At 57.9% G+C, this 15,185-nt stretch carries 16 protein-coding genes; 6 read left to right on the top strand and 10 right to left on the bottom strand.

Features of this window, described 5'->3' with window-relative positions:
- The first annotated feature begins 34 nt into the window (after positions 1-34).
- Positions 35-700 (top strand): hypothetical protein, encoded by a 666-nt coding sequence (locus QZ534_RS01175; RefSeq protein ID WP_296930411.1) that lies wholly within the window; start codon positions 35-37, stop codon positions 698-700.
- A gap of 27 nt (positions 701-727) precedes the next feature.
- Here QZ534_RS01175 and QZ534_RS01170 read toward each other — a convergent pair whose 3' ends face one another.
- The 3 genes from QZ534_RS01170 to QZ534_RS01160 are packed head-to-tail and all read right to left on the bottom strand — an operon-like array spanning position 728 to position 2,891.
- Entirely contained in the window at positions 728-2,065 is a 1,338-nt protein-coding gene (locus tag QZ534_RS01170; RefSeq protein WP_296930409.1) for a nicotinate phosphoribosyltransferase, read from the bottom strand.
- Between the two features lie 27 nt (positions 2,066-2,092).
- Positions 2,093-2,641 (bottom strand): isochorismatase family protein, encoded by a 549-nt coding sequence (locus QZ534_RS01165; RefSeq protein ID WP_296930406.1) that lies wholly within the window; start codon positions 2,639-2,641, stop codon positions 2,093-2,095.
- A 34-nt stretch (positions 2,642-2,675) separates the two neighbouring features.
- Positions 2,676-2,891 (bottom strand): dodecin, encoded by a 216-nt coding sequence (locus QZ534_RS01160; RefSeq protein WP_069182941.1) that lies wholly within the window; start codon positions 2,889-2,891, stop codon positions 2,676-2,678.
- Between the two features lie 193 nt (positions 2,892-3,084).
- Here QZ534_RS01160 and QZ534_RS01155 point away from each other — a divergent pair, with 193 nt between their 5' ends.
- From QZ534_RS01155 to QZ534_RS01145, 3 genes are all read left to right on the top strand, one after another.
- Positions 3,085-3,849 carry a DUF3750 domain-containing protein gene (locus QZ534_RS01155; RefSeq protein ID WP_296930398.1) on the top strand — a complete coding sequence of 255 codons (765 nt, stop codon included), beginning with the start codon at positions 3,085-3,087 and terminating at the stop codon, positions 3,847-3,849.
- 105 nt (positions 3,850-3,954) lie between these two features.
- Positions 3,955-5,541, top strand: coding sequence for a hypothetical protein (locus QZ534_RS01150; RefSeq protein ID WP_296930395.1), 1,587 nt, complete (start codon positions 3,955-3,957; stop codon positions 5,539-5,541).
- Between the two features lie 14 nt (positions 5,542-5,555).
- Positions 5,556-6,638, top strand: a complete 1,083-nt coding sequence (locus QZ534_RS01145) for a helix-turn-helix transcriptional regulator (RefSeq protein ID WP_296930392.1) — start codon at positions 5,556-5,558, stop codon at positions 6,636-6,638.
- On the opposite strand, the gene QZ534_RS01140 is transcribed toward QZ534_RS01145, so the two are convergent.
- From QZ534_RS01140 to QZ534_RS01125, 4 genes are all read right to left on the bottom strand, one after another.
- A complete protein-coding gene (locus QZ534_RS01140; RefSeq protein WP_296930389.1) occupies positions 6,635-7,951 on the bottom strand; it encodes a hypothetical protein in 1,317 nt (438 codons plus the stop codon). The genes QZ534_RS01145 and QZ534_RS01140 overlap by 4 nt on opposite strands.
- A gap of 88 nt (positions 7,952-8,039) precedes the next feature.
- The gene (locus tag QZ534_RS01135) at positions 8,040-8,351 is read right to left on the bottom strand and encodes an AzlD domain-containing protein (RefSeq protein ID WP_296930387.1); all 312 of its coding nucleotides are present in this window, start codon (positions 8,349-8,351) and stop codon (positions 8,040-8,042) included.
- Positions 8,341-9,099, bottom strand: coding sequence for an AzlC family ABC transporter permease (locus QZ534_RS01130; RefSeq protein WP_296930385.1), 759 nt, complete (start codon positions 9,097-9,099; stop codon positions 8,341-8,343). The genes QZ534_RS01135 and QZ534_RS01130 overlap by 11 nt, the downstream gene beginning before the upstream one ends.
- A 69-nt stretch (positions 9,100-9,168) precedes the next feature.
- Entirely contained in the window at positions 9,169-9,711 is a 543-nt protein-coding gene (locus tag QZ534_RS01125) for a hypothetical protein (RefSeq protein ID WP_296930383.1), read from the bottom strand.
- 327 nt (positions 9,712-10,038) lie between these two features.
- Here QZ534_RS01125 and QZ534_RS01120 point away from each other — a divergent pair, with 327 nt between their 5' ends.
- Entirely contained in the window at positions 10,039-11,136 is a 1,098-nt protein-coding gene (locus QZ534_RS01120; protein ID WP_296930380.1) for a Glu/Leu/Phe/Val dehydrogenase, read from the top strand.
- 91 nt (positions 11,137-11,227) lie between these two features.
- Positions 11,228-12,640 (top strand): sodium-dependent transporter, encoded by a 1,413-nt coding sequence (locus tag QZ534_RS01115; RefSeq protein ID WP_296930377.1) that lies wholly within the window; start codon positions 11,228-11,230, stop codon positions 12,638-12,640.
- A 50-nt stretch (positions 12,641-12,690) separates the two neighbouring features.
- Here QZ534_RS01115 and QZ534_RS01110 read toward each other — a convergent pair whose 3' ends face one another.
- The 3 genes from QZ534_RS01110 to QZ534_RS01100 form a co-directional block, all read right to left on the bottom strand.
- Positions 12,691-13,593: an NAD-dependent protein deacetylase gene (locus tag QZ534_RS01110; RefSeq protein ID WP_296930374.1), complete on the bottom strand. Its 903-nt coding sequence runs from the start codon at positions 13,591-13,593 to the stop codon at positions 12,691-12,693.
- Between the two features lie 14 nt (positions 13,594-13,607).
- Positions 13,608-14,339, bottom strand: a complete 732-nt coding sequence (locus QZ534_RS01105) for a spermidine synthase (protein WP_296930372.1) — start codon at positions 14,337-14,339, stop codon at positions 13,608-13,610.
- A gap of 213 nt (positions 14,340-14,552) precedes the next feature.
- Positions 14,553-15,104, bottom strand: a complete 552-nt coding sequence (locus QZ534_RS01100; RefSeq protein WP_296930368.1) for a DUF1415 domain-containing protein — start codon at positions 15,102-15,104, stop codon at positions 14,553-14,555.
- Between the last annotated feature and the right edge of the window lie 81 nt (positions 15,105-15,185).

Genomic DNA, 15,185 nt, shown 5'->3' with positions numbered 1-15,185 from the left:
GACCCAGACAGGATTTTCGTGGGGGTCAGAAGCCATGGATACAGACCCATTTTGGAGCATGATATCGGCAGGCAGCCTGCCACTGCTTCTTGCTGCCGGGGCATCGATCCTCGCCCTTATAGCCCTGTTTTTGTGCTCCGGGGCTCGAAGCCGATACGAGGAGCAGTTAACAGCGCTGCGCGAGCGTTCCGACACCCTCTGGCGGGAAGTTGACGACATAAGAGTTGCGCAATTCAATCGCCCCGGGGAGGCCGGCAACGGGGCGCCGGGCTCGTCCGTCGAGGAAGCCCGCTACCGTACAGAAGTGGAAGCCTACAGCAAGATCTGGCCCCAGGTATGGCATCTTCACGAACGCCTGGGCATGTTCCTGAGAGCGGTTGAAGCGGGCGAAGCCGCCGGCGAACTCAGACTGGAAGCCCGCAATGCAGCCCTGGAGGCGCGCAACCTGCTGAACCGGAACCGTCCCTTCTGCACCGAATCCGTTGATGAACTGGTAACCAGGCTCATTGATGCCGAGATAAAGGCCCACCTGGCCGCCTGCCAGTATCTGGATTTGCTCAAAGACGTCTCCAGCGCCTCATCCAACCACGACCGCCGGGTACTGCAGGACAAATGCCACAGCCTGCATGAGGGCGAGGCCCGGGACCTGATGAACCAGCTCGTTTCCTCCATCCGGCACCGGACCATCCGGGGCGCATAAGCCTTACCGGTGCCAACCGGGGCCGGTTCAGACAGAGACTTTCTTGAGGGTTTCGGCCTGAAGATTCTTCAGATAGTCGGTGAATTCCACTGGAAACGCCTTTGCCGGCTGCAATCTTTTGAACGGCTCCGGCAGAGCGGCCAAGGCATCACGGGCACTCGATACCAGGTCATCAAGGGGCGCCGGAAAGCCAGGCAAAAGCGCCCCGTCCGCCATTACGGTCTCCAGTAACGGCGCGCCATCCACTGGTTCGTCCATACCCGCAATGATGTCGACCTTGGCCATGCCATTACCATCGAACTGCCGAAAAACCTGCTTTGGGCCCGGCCAGGACGTCTTGCCCGATGAGCTTTTCATCTTCGGTTCACCCGCGTATTCGGTCAGTTTGTAGGCCAATTCAAGGGCGGGGGCGTCATTCGCTGCCCCGATGGCAGTGCCAACGCCAAAACCATCAATGGGTGCGCCCGCCTGCAAGAGCGCGGCAATCCGGTATTCGTCCAGGCCTCCGCTGGCCATGATCTTTATCTCCGTGAAGCCGGCATCGTCCAGTATTTGCCGGCAATCCATGGCCTCTTGTTCAAGGTCTCCGGAATCAAGTCGAATTGCCCCGATGCGCACACCGGGTTCCTGCCGGAGCCAGTCAACGATACGCCTCACTGCTCGCCGGGTGTCGTAGGTGTCAACAAGAAGTGTGGTACCCGGATACAGCCGTGCATACACCTTGAACGCCTCCATTTCGTCCGGGTACGCCTGCACAAAGCTGTGGGCCATAGTGCCACTGACATCCATGCCATAATCCAGGCCGGCAAGCACGTTGCTGGTACCTGTCAGTCCCGCCAACCGGTAAGCCCTCACGCCCCGGTGGGCAGCATCCAGGCCGTGCATCCTCCGCATGCCGAAATCCACCACCGGTTTGCCGTCGGCGGCAAACGTCAAGCGAACTGCCTTTGACGCCAGAACCGACTCAAGATGGACATAATTCATGATCAGGCTTTCCAGAAGCTGCGCCTCGGCTATCGGCGCGGTCACTTCCAGAATCGGTTCCTGCGGGAACAGCGGCGTTCCCTCTTCGACAGCACGGATATTGCCGCTGAAGCGAAACCCTTTGAGCCAGTCCAGAAACTCCGGCTGAAACCGATTCAGCTGTCGCAGTCGCTCTATGTAATCTTCGGTAAATCGCAGCTGACCGATCAGCTCGGCAATGTGCCGCTGGCCGCAGGCTAGTACAAAATTACGGTGCTCAGGCAATTCTCTGAAAAACAGGCTGAAAACCGCTGTGTCAGCCATGCCTTCTGCCCAGTAGGCCTGGGCCATGGCCAACTCATACAGATCCACCATCAGAGGAAGATCTTCCTGCTTAATCAAAGCCCCTCCTCGCATAATCCTGAAAGTTCAGCCTATGGTCGCACCGGCGGCCCGAAGCTCCTCAAAGACCCCGGGGGCCCCTTCCCGATCAACCGCACGGGTTCCGTCGGCTATCAGCTCGATATCGAAGCCGCATTTCAACCCATCCAGCACGGTAGCCCGCACACAGACGTCCAGAGCCAGCCCCGCAACCCTGAGTTTGCCGATACCGTGTCGCTGGAGAAAGCTGTCGAGCTGGGTACCGTCGAAGGCCGAATAGGCATCGGTGTCGAATCCGGTTCCCTTACTGACCCGCACCGCGTCATCCGGCAGCTGCATGCCGGCATGGAACGCCGCGCCTTCGGTATCCTGAACGCAATGGGGTGGCCAGGGACCTCCGCGCGCCTCAAAACTGGCGTGATCGACAGTGTGCCAGTCCCGGCTGGCGATAATCGTCTGACCCGCGTCCGAGGCTTCAGCAATCAGGCGATTTACCACCGGCAGGATTTGGCTTGCCTCCGGAACAGCGAGGCTTCCGCCTTCACAAAAGTCGTTCTGGATATCCACGAGTAGCAGCGCATTCTGAGTATCAGGCATGTCAAACCTCCCGGATTATCCGTTTCTGTCAATTTCAGCTGTCAGCGATACGGAAACCTACTTTCATCACAACCTGGTAATGGCCGACCTTGCCGTCGACAATATGGCCGCGGGTTTCTGTTACCTCAAACCACTCCATGTTGCGGACACTCTTTCCGCACTCCTCAAGTGCGTTCTCGATTGCATCTTCAATGCTTTTCTTCGAAGAACCGACAATTTCCACTTTTTTGTAGACATGATGGTCCGACATAAAATCCTCCTGAAAATTGCAACTTGTACCTTTGAGCCTAGAAGAGAAGCCTGGTGCCAGCAAACCACGGCCCGGCAACCTCCTCATCCGTCAACTAACGGGTGACGTATCTGTTCACTACAATGAATGTCCTGTACCGGAACTTTCTGCGTCTGCAGGAGTCCCCGTTATCCTCACGTCCCGGACTTGGTTCATGAAACGATTTCTGAAATACATCGGCTGGTTTGTCGGGGCCCTGCTCCTGCTGCTTTCTGGCCCTATCCTGCTTGCCACCAGCGGTAGCCTGCAGGGTGCGGAGAGCTGGCAAACAGCCACCCGGGAGAGTGCCCGGATTGCGCCTTTGCCAGAGCAGGCTGAGGAAGCCATCGTCCAGGTTTATGGCGCCAGGGCCTGGAGCTGGCGTGGTTACTTTGCCGTGCACACCTGGATAGCCACCAAGGAAAAAGGTGCCAGCCACTACCGGGTTCATGAGGTTACTGGCTGGCGCAGCTACGTGGTTAATTCCAGGCCGGGTGAACCGGACAGGCACTGGTATGGCGCGAAGCCGGAACTCTATGCCGATATCCGCGGAGAAGAGGCAGAAAAGCTTATTCCCGACATCTACGAGGCAGTGGAGTCCTACCCCTACCCGACCGAGTACGAAGCCTGGCCAGGCCCGAACAGCAATACCTTCGTGGCCTGGGTAATCAGGGAGGTTCCGGGACTCGATGTCGCGCTTCCCGCCCATGCCATCGGTAAGGACTACCTGGGTGAGCGCCTTATTGCAGAAGTACCGGGAGGTGCCGGCTTTCAGTTTTCCGCAGGCGGCTACCTTGGCCTACTCGTGGGCGCCAGGGAAGGCCTGGAGGTCAACATTCTCGGGCTGTCGTTCGGTGTAAATCCCGCAGCACTGGGGATAAAACTTCCCGGGCTGGGCGATCTGTCCCTGAGGAACCCGAATCCGATGCCAACCAATTGAACCAAAGTCCTTCCCTATGCAAGGGGAAGGCAATGCAAATGCGTTTCCCTATGCTGACTCTTGAGCCCGCGGCTCATGCAAAGGAGTAGCTAAAGGAGAAACACGATGTTTCACATAAAAACCGGATTCTGCGCCATTCTGGCGTTCAGTGGCAGCCTTGCACTTACAGGCTGTGATAATGACTCTGACCCGATTGCCAGCACCACACCAGAAAACCCTGACACCCCGGAAGCCACAGAGACCGGCGTGGCCCAGAAGGGTCCGTTTCGGGCGGGGGGCACCGCCGAAGCCATTATCCTGGCCAACGACGGCACGACTGGAAACCAACAGCTGGATGGAACCATTGCCGAGAATGGGCAGTACCAATTCGAGGAAATCCCCTGGACCGGCCCCACCCTGCTGCGCATGCAAGGTGAATATTTTGACGAAACTGCCGCCAACTTCTCGACCAGCTCGCGCACACTGGAAGCGGTAATCCGGGTTTTGGAATCGACGCCGCCAAATGCCAACGTCAACCTTTTTACTCACTTTACAGCAGCCCGGACACGATCTCTCATGGCCGGCGGCACCGACTTCGACAGTGCTCTCACCCAGGCCCGATCGGATGCTCAGGCCGCCTTCGGATTAAGCAGCGCGCCGGCTGATCTGAACCTTCTGAACGCCAGGGACGAGCTTGAATCAGACAGCGCAAACCTGCTCCTGTTCTCAGCGGCTTCCCTGGATGCAGACATCGGTCAAGCGGGGCTTGATACCCTGGCCGCCGACTTTGCCGATGACGGACGCATCAACGGCGACGGCGCGGATGAACTCGCGGCCATCAACGATGCCGGGTCGGATGAGTTACTTGAGAACGCCCGCCTGGCTCTTCAAAACCAGTATGGCGTGACACCACCTAATGCCGCCGGGGGTGGCGGTTTTGCCTGGCTCCTGGACGCATGCACTGCAGCAAAGCTGGATAACCCGCGGGTATTCTGTGAGAACACCACCTTCAGAGGCGATCATCTTGATGACAGTGGCGAGTTCGTGATCTTCGTTCCTCTGGTAAAAGGCCACTACACCATCGAACTATTCGGTGATAACAGCGTAGATGACGACAATACGGGCAGTTGCCGCTGGACGGTCTACAGTGAACCTGACCTGAATGCATCAGAACTCGGCGATAGCGATGCAGATGGTTTCTTTTGTGGTGTAGAAGACGTAACCACATTCCGTCTGGATGCCAACGAGAAATACTACGTTCGCCCTGTCGTGGAGAAAGACGATGAGAATGGGCCGGTCGCACGGTTTACCCTCAACGCCACGCGTGTTTCGGAAGGCTCTGAATCAACAACAGCTGCCCGGGAAATTCCGATCAACCAGAAGGTGGATGCGACAGTAGGACGGTTGATTCAGACCAGTGACGAGAGTTTCTACAGGTTTACTGTTGGCCAGGGCAAATACACGATTACAGCGACCGACTTTCCCTGTGGTACTGACAATGGTGGACTTCGCCTCGAACTTTATGAAGACGGGTTTTCCAACCAGATAGCCCGCGACTGGGAGGAGGGAAAGTGCAACCAAACCATCGAAACCAGCCTCGATGCTGGTGAGTACTATCTGAAAGTCATCAACTTCCTGCCGGGCTTTAACCGGGATAGCTTCCGGCCATCGCCCGGTCAGGTCGACTACACTCTGGAGGTCAATTCACAATAACCTCATGAGTGCCTGTGTCAGTCAATTCGCTTGAAAAACTTGAAATAATCAGCCAGCTTCAGCTGCCCGCCGCCGCTGCGGTCCCGGATGTACTCGGGATCGTCGATCAGGCGATCCCCGGGGCGGGCAGTTTGTTGCTCTGGTCAAGCCGCGACGGCTCGGTGGCCGGTGCTTATTCGAGCCTGATCGACCTCGAGAACGGCATCGCCCATTACGCGCGGCATTACGCCAACTCTGCCCGGGAGCGCCAGGTTGGCGGCTCCACCTTTCGCGAAGACATGGATGGAAGTTTCGGGGCCCAGACCCTTTCGGATGTACTTCAGATGAGCTACCCGGAATTTCAGAAAACAGAGGCCTACCAGTACATGCTCGCTCCATGGGGCATTTCCGATCTGGCCCGAATCGTCGTAACAGCAAACACCAAGCCTGTTGGCGGATTGGTGGTTTTCCGTGGTGAACAGGACCCACCCTTCGCCCCTCATGAACTGGACTGGCTGAACGAGGCTGCTCCACGCATTGGCACAATTATCTCCGGCGATTCTGCGGGCACTGCACCGGCCATCGCCTCCGGCCCACCTGGCATGGGTATCTGGTCGTCACAGTCTGGACTGGGCCAGAGCACCGCGATCTTCAGGCAGCATTGCACAATGCTGAACCAGAATGCCCCCGGGCAAGAGGCCACCACCTTCTCCAGCGACCTGCCATCCAACCTTGCGTTGAGCGTTGAGGACAAAAGCCCAGGGCCACATTATCAGCTGATTGATAATGCCTGGGGCCAATTCCGTATACATATACAGCCCACAAACCAACCGGGCCAACTCGCGCTCGTTTCAGAAAGATGCATTCCGTTCAGCCTGAAAATGTTTCGTGAACTTCATCATCGATCGATTTCGAGGCGACAGCTTCAGGTAGCCTGTGGACTGGCTTCTGGTATGTCTTTCGCAGATATGGCGAGCCTCTGGAAAATTTCACGCCATTCGATCATTACCCACGTTGGGAATCTTTACGCGAAACTGGGCGTGGACTGCAAAACAGACCTGATGAATTGCTTCCTCTGGGGGAATGCCAGCCCTACCGGATCGACCACCGGCGACTAAAGTGCTGCAAACTCCAGATACCGGCTCGCCGCCTGCTTCTTCTCGTCCTGGCTGTTCAGCATCTCCAGGCGCATTCTGTCGATCAGTTTCAGGTAATCAACAAGCGGTGATTCGGGTTTGCCAGAGTCTTTGGATTCTTCGATGAACGCTTTCTGTTTTTCGCGGATTTCGTTCAGCTTCTCGAGCGCCGAGCGGATTGCTTCCACGCGGGCAGCCACCAGACCATTGCCACTGCGATCTGAAGAGCCACGGTCAGAGCTCAGGATTGTCTCAGAAGCCGGCGCTTCGACCGTGTTCTGCTCTGCCAGGTCGATTTCTTCGAGGGTGCGGACCTCGCCATCGGTGGTCAGGTAAATGCCGGAACTCTTGATCTGTCCCAGAGGTACACCCTGGCTGTTGGCAAGGGTGAAGCGGTCTTCGACATTGTCCACATACAGGGCCTGAACCCCGACTTCCGAGAGGGATTTGAGAGACTGCGAGCCGTCCGCGGTTTGAACCCATACGGAGAGCGACTGAAAGATCTCGTCATTGGCATCAATCCAGCGGTTGCCATCGTCGTCGAATCGGGCCAACTCACCGAAGCCTGATCCGCTCTGGGGGCCGAACAGCTCGGAACCGTCGTCCACCTTGCCGTTGCCATTGCGATCCAGCACCAGATACCCGCTTCCGCTGCCCAATGAGGCGAACTGGCCGGTTTCTCCGTCGCCGTTCAGATCGAATTCGAACAGCGTGTCGGTCAGGCGCGCAGTGGCATTGCCGAAGTTGATCACCAGAGGATCGGTGAGCGGCCGCTCCTGGATCTGCACCAGCTCCGAGTACTCGTAGGTTCTGGACTGTGACTGTCGCAGGGAGAGTGTAAAATCAACGGTTTCACCGTTTTCGAGGCTTATGGTGCCGGTGGAGGCAAAGCTTCTGGATTCACTCTCGGAGTAGAACATGTAGCGTCCGGCTGAAACCGAAAGGCTGCCGCGACCCTCGACACCGGCATCACCACCGAGCGCTGCGCGACTTACACTCAGCGCCTGCTGGCCCATCAGAAACAGCTCTGAGGTTTTCTCGGCAAGCTGGGCGCTGGTGAACACACTTTGCTGACCTTCTCCACTGGTCACCGTACTGCTGCCGCTGAAAGCGAGCTGCTCCTGGCTGCTGTAACGGTAGGCCGCCTGGCGCATGAGTGTCAGTTCAGAGCCCACGGCATTCCCATTGGCCTGGGGCGCTGGCGCTTGCCGGTTAATGCGCAGTTGGGTGCTGTCGAAAGCCGATACCTGGCGGGAACTGTCCTGGAAAAGCGAAATCTGGCTGGAGGAAATCATGGCTGCGGGTACCTGTAATCACTACACAGGTGTATCGGCCCGGCGCCGTTAAACTTGAGCAGATTTTAATCACTTTCAATTCTGGAGGTTACGCCAGATAACGAACAATACCGGCGGCGGCGATGCCCGCACCTATCGCTGGCAGGGGCTTGCGCAGAGCCAGCATGATCACCGCTGTGACAACCAGTGCAGCCACTGCCCCAACATCGCCGCTGAAGGCCATGGGCACAATAATCGCAATCAGAACCGAACTGGCCATGGTGTTGATAAAGCTTTCGATCCGGGGATTGATCTTTACAAACGACATGAGGAACGCGCCGCCGAAACGGGTCGTCAGGGTGACCACCGTCATGATCGCGATCAGCAGGAAGATACCGGCGGTGGTGGTTTCAACGGTCATGGGCGCCACCCTCCCCATCTGCCGCATCTCCCTCATCGGTGGCAGGCTTTTGCTCCAGCCAGAAGAACCCGATAGCACCGCCGGCCAGGGCGCCGACCACCACATGGGTATTGGGCGGCAGCCATTTCCAGGCCGCCAGTGATGCCACTGCGGCCACTGTCCAGGCCACGAGCACCCTGGGTGATTTCTTGCCGCCCAAAGCCATGGCCAACAGGAAGCAGCCCAGGACCATATCCAGCCCGAGAGCCTTGGGGTTCTGCAGCAGCCCACCAAAATAGACGCCCAGGCCGGTGCCGATGATCCAGGCCAGCCACAGGGCGAGACCACCACCGAGGATCACCTCCAGATTGCGACGACCACTCTGGTACTCCTGGGCAGAGACCGCCCAGTTGGCGTCTGTCAGCAGCAGCAAGAGACCGTAACGCTTGCCCGGCGAGACATCTCTCAGCATCGGGTACAACGACGCGCCCATAAGAAGATGGCGGGAGTTGATGGCAAAGACCACGGCAATCATCGGGAGCACAGAGACTTCAGCGCCCCACATATCGACGGCGGCAAACTGGGAGGCCCCGGCAAAGACCGTGGCACTCATCAGCACGGCCTGGAGCGGTTCAAGGCCTTTCTGGGTCGCTGCCAATCCAAAGGCAGCACCAAACGCCACCACGAACAATGAGATGGGAAGTAGCCGAAAAAACTCCACCCGTACCCGGGCCGGCTGAAGCTGATAAGAGTAGGAAGCGACAGACATCAGGGGAAACTAGGTCAGTTTCCCCGAAACGCGTATAGGTAGTTTCCGAAGAACCCACCGCACCTGCGACTAATGGACGACGTGTACGCGCCCGTCTCCTGCTGCAAACGGGTTGTTGAAACTGCTGCCCTCACCCTGCAGCTCTGCTTCGGGATGATTGCGGGCCATCAGCCGCTTCATCTCCTCCAGATCGGGCCGGGGCACGTCAACCATGACCAGATGCCGGCCGGCCTCAATGTCACCATGGTATTTTCGGATTCGGTAATTCTCGGTACCAATACCGCCAAAGCCACCGAGCCAGCCGCCGGCAATGATGGCAAACGCACCCATGGCCACATAGGCGGCCAGCGGCCAGCCAAGCCCGCCCCAGGTTGCCAGGGGAACGACAAAAAACAGCGTAAACAATGCGCCAATGATCATGCCGCGCTCGACAAACCTTGGCAGATCGGTCCTGTCCAGCACACTGGCTGAATGCAGGCGATGGGCATACAGGCCAGCTTCATCCTTGCTGACAATATGAAAACGCCAGTCTGTGATCCCACGCTCGTGCAGGTCTTCAGAGATTTCATCAAGGCTATCGATGGAATCCACAAGATAGAAGAGCCGTTTCATGGTTCACCTCCACTCAGAACTCTGAGTTTCGATTCGTTACTCCCAGTATAAATGACCGGAATGCTGTAACCCCATGATTGCTGGAATCGTTTTACGATAAGCCGGGAAAGCATATGACGCCTGTTTCTAATCGTTCGCTTTTGCATGTTGACGTTAACGTTAAATGCGGCTAGTTTATTTTTCGTCCAGCCCCAAAAGGGCATCCTCCATCGGTAAACCCAATGGAAATATCGGACACCTGAAATCGGAACGCCGGCCACAAGCCGGTCGACAAGAACAAGATACCCGCTCAAGCCGAGATCCGGCCCGGTGGGAGAGGATTTCACCATGCTATTCAGCCATCCCGAGTTCGATAACCACGAACATCTGTCCTTTTTCTGCGATCCCGAAACCGGCCTGAAGGCCATCGTTGCCATCCATAACACCTCCCGAGGCCCTGCCCTGGGCGGCTGCCGGATGTTTCCCTACGCCTCCGATGAAGAGGCGGTACGCGATGTCTTGCGGCTTTCGCGGGGCATGACCTACAAATCCGCCCTGGCCAACCTGGACCTGGGTGGCGGCAAGTCGGTGATTATTGGCGACCCGCGCAAACAGAAAACCGAAGCGTTGATGGAGGCCATGGGCCGTCATCTGGAAAGCCTGGGCGGTCAGTACATTGCGGCAGAGGATTCCGGCACCAGCGTACCGGACCTCAAGATCATGGGCCGACACACTGGCCACGTTGCCGGCATCGCCTCGCGGACCGGATTCGACGGCAATCCCAGCAACGGCGACCCCTCACCGGCAACCGCCTATGGCACTTTTATTGGCCTGAAAGCCGCGGTGAAACACAAATTCGGGCGGGATAGCCTCAACGGCTTGAAGGTGGCCATTCAGGGCATCGGAAATGTCGGTTTCCGGCTGGCCAGACACCTCAAGGACGCCGGCGCCGATCTCTGGGTGTATGACATCCACGAGGACAACATGCAGCGGGCAGTGGATCAGCTGGGAGCCAGGCCGGCCGCCGCCGAGGACATTCTGTCCCTGCCGGTAGACGTGGTTGCGCCCTGCGCCATGGGCGCGGTACTGAACGATGCCAGCATTCCCCAACTGCAGGCTCGCATTGTGGCCGGCGCGGCCAATAACCTGCTGGAACACCCGGAGCATGATGCCATGCTGCGGGACCGGGGCATTCTCTATGCACCGGACTTTGCCATCAACGCCGGTGGCATCATTGATGTGTTCTATGAGCGCACCGGCGCCACACCGGAAACCGTTCGGGCCCACGTCGAGACTATCGGCGACACCCTGACCGAAATCTTCAACCGTTCCGACCGCTCGGGGCGCCCCACCGGGGAGATCGCCAACGAACTGGCGGAAGAACGGTTCAAAAAACACACCGCCGGAGCCAGCCTGGCACCCGAGCGGTTGGCTCGCACCGGCTGAGCTGACACCGGCGCACCCCTCAGGAGGCTGCAGGCAGCTGCAGCTTCCCCTTTAAACCCTGATACAAAAACAAATACTCCGGGAGATAGTTATGTCCGTCACTTCTTCAGATTCCGCCTCTTATTCCGGGGCGCTTGAAGGTTCAAACGCCCAACGCGGGCTCTGGTCATCACGTCTGGCCTTTATTCTTGCCGCTACCGGCTCCGCCGTTGGTTTGGGCAATATCTGGAAGTTCCCCTATGTGACCGGCGAAAACGGGGGCGGCGCCTTCGTGCTGGTGTATCTGCTGTGCATCGCGGTTGTCGGTATTCCCATCATGATGGCGGAAGTCATGATCGGCCGTCGCGGTGGCCGAAGCCCGGTAAAAAGCCTTAGCCTGATTGCCGAGCGGGACCGCCTGAACCCGGCCTGGAAGCTGGTGGGTGCCATCGGCATTCTGGCAGGCTTCCTGATCCTCTCGTTCTATTCGGTTATTGGCGGCTGGGCCATTTCCTATGTAGGCACAACCGCCAGCGGCCAGCTTACCGGCCAGACTGCCGACGCCGTCGGCGCTATCTTCTCCGGCCTTCTCAGTGATCCCACCACCCTGCTCGCCTGGCATACCCTGTTCATGGCACTGGTGATGGTCGTGGTTGTGCGGGGTGTTCGCTCGGGTCTTGAGCGGGCGGTCAGCATTCTGATGCCGGCCCTGTTCGTACTCCTGCTGATTGTGGTGGGCTATGCAATGACCACCGGGCACTTCGGCCAGGCCGCGGCTTTCCTGTTCCAGCCTGACTTCTCCAAGCTCACAACGTCCGGAATCCTGGTGGCCCTGGGCCATGCATTCTTCACCCTGAGCCTGGGTATGGCCGTGATGATGGCCTACGGCTCCTACCTACCCAAGAATATTTCCATCGCCAAGACCTCCATCACCGTGTCGGTCATCGACACCGGTGTGGCGCTGCTCGCGGGTCTGGCCATTTTCCCGATTGTGTTCGCCAACGGCCTTGAGCCGGGCGCAGGCCCGGGCCTGATCTTCCAGACCCTGCCGCTGGCTTTCGGCCAGATGCCCATGGGCTCACTGTTCGGCACCCTGTTTTTCGTGCTCCTGATCTTCGCGGCCTGGACATCCGGGATTTCACTGCTGGAGCCGATTGTGGAGTGGCTGGAGGAGCGCAAAGGCATGAACCGCACCGTTAGCACACTGGGCGCGGGTATCGTTTGCTGGGCACTGGGCATTGCTTCGATTCTGTCCCTGAACCTCTGGGCTGACTTCGCTCCGCTCGGCTTTGTACCCATGCTGGAAGGCAAAACCATCTTCGATCTGCTGGACTTCTTCACCGCCAACATCATGCTGCCGCTGGGTGGTTTGCTGGTTGCCCTGTTCGCAGGCTGGGTGATGTCGCGCCAGGCTATGGAGAAGGAACTGGCCCTGTCACCAGGCATGTTCAATCTCTGGCTGATCACCGTGCGCTTTGTGACTCCGGTGGCCGTGGCCGTGGTGTTTATCTACAACCTGATGTAAACAGCTTGGACTTGGGGTCAGATGAACGCTTTCATCTGACCCCTTCTTCGTCAGAGTTGCGTGAGGGCCGACGCCAGCGTCTCCCCGATACGGGCATTCAGTTTCAGATCCACCAGATCCTCAGCCCGTGTCCGCCCCAGATTCAGGGTGGCAATTGGCTTGTTCCACTCATTGGCGTACCGGCAGAAACGGAAGCCGGAATACACCATCAACGACGAACCGATCACCAGAAGGCCATCACTGGCTTTCAGAGTATCCAGGGCTGAATAAACCCGGTCTTTGGGGACAAAGTCACCGAAGAACACCACATCCGGTTTCAGAATCCCCTCGCACTTCGGACAGTCCGCCAGCCTAAAATCTGCAAAATTCACATCCAGATCGGCATCGCCATCCGGTGCCGTGTCGGCGGTGTATTTCTGGAACCCCGGGTTCAGATCCGCGCAACGATCATGCACCTCATCCCGCGGGCAACGGTAGCCGCAGCTCATACACACCACCTCATCGGCCCGCCCGTGCAAATCTGTTACCGCCCGCGTGCCTGCCTTCTGGTGCAGTCGGTCGACATTCTGGGTAACCACCAGGCTGCTGTGATTAAGTAGTTCCAGGTCAGATATGTAGTGATGTGAGGGATTGGGCCTGGCATTGCGCATCACCGGCCAGCCAATGAGGCTGCGGCCCCAGTAGCGCTGGCGGGTGTAGAAGTCTTCCATGAACGCCTTGTGCTGAACCGGCTGCTTGCGCTTCCAGGCACCATCGCCGTCCCGGTAATCAGGAATACCGGAATCCGTGCTGACTCCCGCGCCGGTCAGAATCAGCAAGCGGGGATAGCGATGGATAAACTCCGCCAGCAACGCCCCGGCCTCCTCCGGCTCATGCAACACCGGCGGCTGCTCTGGCTCGGGCAGACGCTGGCTGGAACTGAAAGGTCGGCTACGGTGCGTGGTCAAAGACATACAGACTCCGGTTTTCAGCCCGGCTTACGGGCCACATACACGGTGTTGAACGATTCCCTGTTCTGAAATGGATTGAAAAAGGATACGACGTGGCAGGCCACATCGGTGAATACCTCATTGAGAACGGCCATGAACTCGTCATCCTCGCCCTCGTTCGACCACATGGCAAATACCCCACGGGGCTTCAGTTGCCGGGCCATCAGGCGCAGGTTGTTGGCGGTGTAGAAGCTGGCACTGGAATCGTGCAACAGCGCCCGGGGCGAATGGTCGATATCAAGGAGAATGGCATCGAATTGTTTACCGGGGCTCTCCGGATCGAAACCGCCCTCTGCAGGATCGGCAATTGCCAGGTCGAAGAAGCTGCCATGAACATAGCGGTTCCGCGGATCGGCATTCAGGTCTTTGCCCAGCGGCACCAACTCCTGCTGGTGCCACCCGATAACCGGTTCCAGGTACTCAACCACCAGCAGTTCGGCAACGCGCTCGTGTTTGAGTGCCGCCACCGCGGTGTAACCCAATCCCAGACCACCGACCACGACACTCAGGTTGTCACCCTCGGTTTCGCCCAGCCCGATATCCGAAAGAGCCACTTCGGCATCCACGAACATGCTGGACATCAGAAATTCCTCGCCCAGCTTCACCTCGTAGATATCCCGGTCACCAATAGCCGGAATCCGGCGCCGGCGAAGCGTGATCTCACCGATCACCGAAGGCTGGCTGTCAATTTGCTCGAAAAGCAGTCCCATTTGCTCTGACTCTTCTGGTTAGTCTGGTTTGCAACTATGCCGTTATTTCTGAGTTAACCGCACGGGCCTTCAGATCCGTGCATTCGCCGGTGGGCAGGGCTTTCCAAAACACGCTCCTTGCGGCACATCCATGTGACGCTTGGGCTCCGCCATCCATGGCTCCGCACAGTTTTGGAAAGCCCTGCCCACCGGCTCCTGATCCTACTCCCCTGTTTACGGCGAGTTCTCCACGCAGCTAGCGAGGATTTTCCGCATCCTCTCCGCTCCCAGTGTCTCCATCAACTCGATGTTTCTTTGGGGTATAGCATCCACATCAGGGTAACTATCAATCGCCGCTTCCAGACTGGCTTCTCTCAAAAGGTGCAGCATGGGAAATGGCGACCGATTAGTGTAGTTCTCCGCCGCATCCGGATCGGTGCCCGCAAACTGGTAATCCGGGTGGAAACTGGCGATCTGGTAAACGCCTTCCATCTCCAGATACGCCAGCAAACCATCAGCCGCATCAAGAAACTCATTGTAGGGCCCGAAGTCCTGCAATACATCCGGATGGATCAAAAGCGTGGTTTCGATCTCCGGCTCATCTTCCAGACGCTGAAGTTCCGAGTGCAGGGCCTGCAGCAGCTCATCCTCGGTTTTTGCTTCCGACACAACAAAACGGACCCGGTTCCGAACCAGTTCACGTTTGGCGAACGGGCAAAGGTTGTAGCCAACGACCACGTCTTCGACCCATTTGCGGGTAGCACTAATTACTTCGGTCTCGCCCATGTTTTCCGTATCCGTTGTTTTATTTGAGCCTCACTCGCAGGTTGGAGCGGGCGTGTGGGACTGGCTTTCCAAAACTGTGCG

Origin of the sequence: uncultured Marinobacter sp. (assembly GCF_913055835.1) — a bacterium.
In the GTDB taxonomy this organism is placed as follows: domain Bacteria; phylum Pseudomonadota; class Gammaproteobacteria; order Pseudomonadales; family Oleiphilaceae; genus Marinobacter.
Note: the sequence above shows the minus strand (reverse complement) of the source record. Positions and strands in the feature narration are given on the sequence as shown.

Bases quoted from the DNA above. Each gene is read 5' to 3' on its own strand.
- QZ534_RS01175 (WP_296930411.1), top strand. From the start codon at position 35: ATGGATACAGACCCATTTTGGAGCATGATATCGGCAGGCAGCCTGCCA.
- QZ534_RS01105 (WP_296930372.1), bottom strand. From the start codon at position 14,339: ATGGGACTGCTTTTCGAGCAAATTGACAGCCAGCCTTCGGTGATCGGT.
- QZ534_RS01100 (WP_296930368.1), bottom strand. From the start codon at position 15,104: ATGGGCGAGACCGAAGTAATTAGTGCTACCCGCAAATGGGTCGAAGAC.
- QZ534_RS01120 (WP_296930380.1), top strand. From the start codon at position 10,039: ATGCTATTCAGCCATCCCGAGTTCGATAACCACGAACATCTGTCCTTT.
- QZ534_RS01110 (WP_296930374.1), bottom strand. From the start codon at position 13,593: ATGTCTTTGACCACGCACCGTAGCCGACCTTTCAGTTCCAGCCAGCGT.
- QZ534_RS01165 (WP_296930406.1), bottom strand. From the start codon at position 2,641: ATGCCTGATACTCAGAATGCGCTGCTACTCGTGGATATCCAGAACGAC.
- QZ534_RS01135 (WP_296930387.1), bottom strand. From the start codon at position 8,351: ATGACCGTTGAAACCACCACCGCCGGTATCTTCCTGCTGATCGCGATC.
- QZ534_RS01140 (WP_296930389.1), bottom strand. From the start codon at position 7,951: ATGATTTCCTCCAGCCAGATTTCGCTTTTCCAGGACAGTTCCCGCCAG.
- QZ534_RS01130 (WP_296930385.1), bottom strand. From the start codon at position 9,099: ATGTCTGTCGCTTCCTACTCTTATCAGCTTCAGCCGGCCCGGGTACGG.
- QZ534_RS01155 (WP_296930398.1), top strand. From the start codon at position 3,085: ATGAAACGATTTCTGAAATACATCGGCTGGTTTGTCGGGGCCCTGCTC.
- QZ534_RS01115 (WP_296930377.1), top strand. From the start codon at position 11,228: ATGTCCGTCACTTCTTCAGATTCCGCCTCTTATTCCGGGGCGCTTGAA.
- QZ534_RS01150 (WP_296930395.1), top strand. From the start codon at position 3,955: ATGTTTCACATAAAAACCGGATTCTGCGCCATTCTGGCGTTCAGTGGC.
- QZ534_RS01125 (WP_296930383.1), bottom strand. From the start codon at position 9,711: ATGAAACGGCTCTTCTATCTTGTGGATTCCATCGATAGCCTTGATGAA.
- QZ534_RS01160 (WP_069182941.1), bottom strand. From the start codon at position 2,891: ATGTCGGACCATCATGTCTACAAAAAAGTGGAAATTGTCGGTTCTTCG.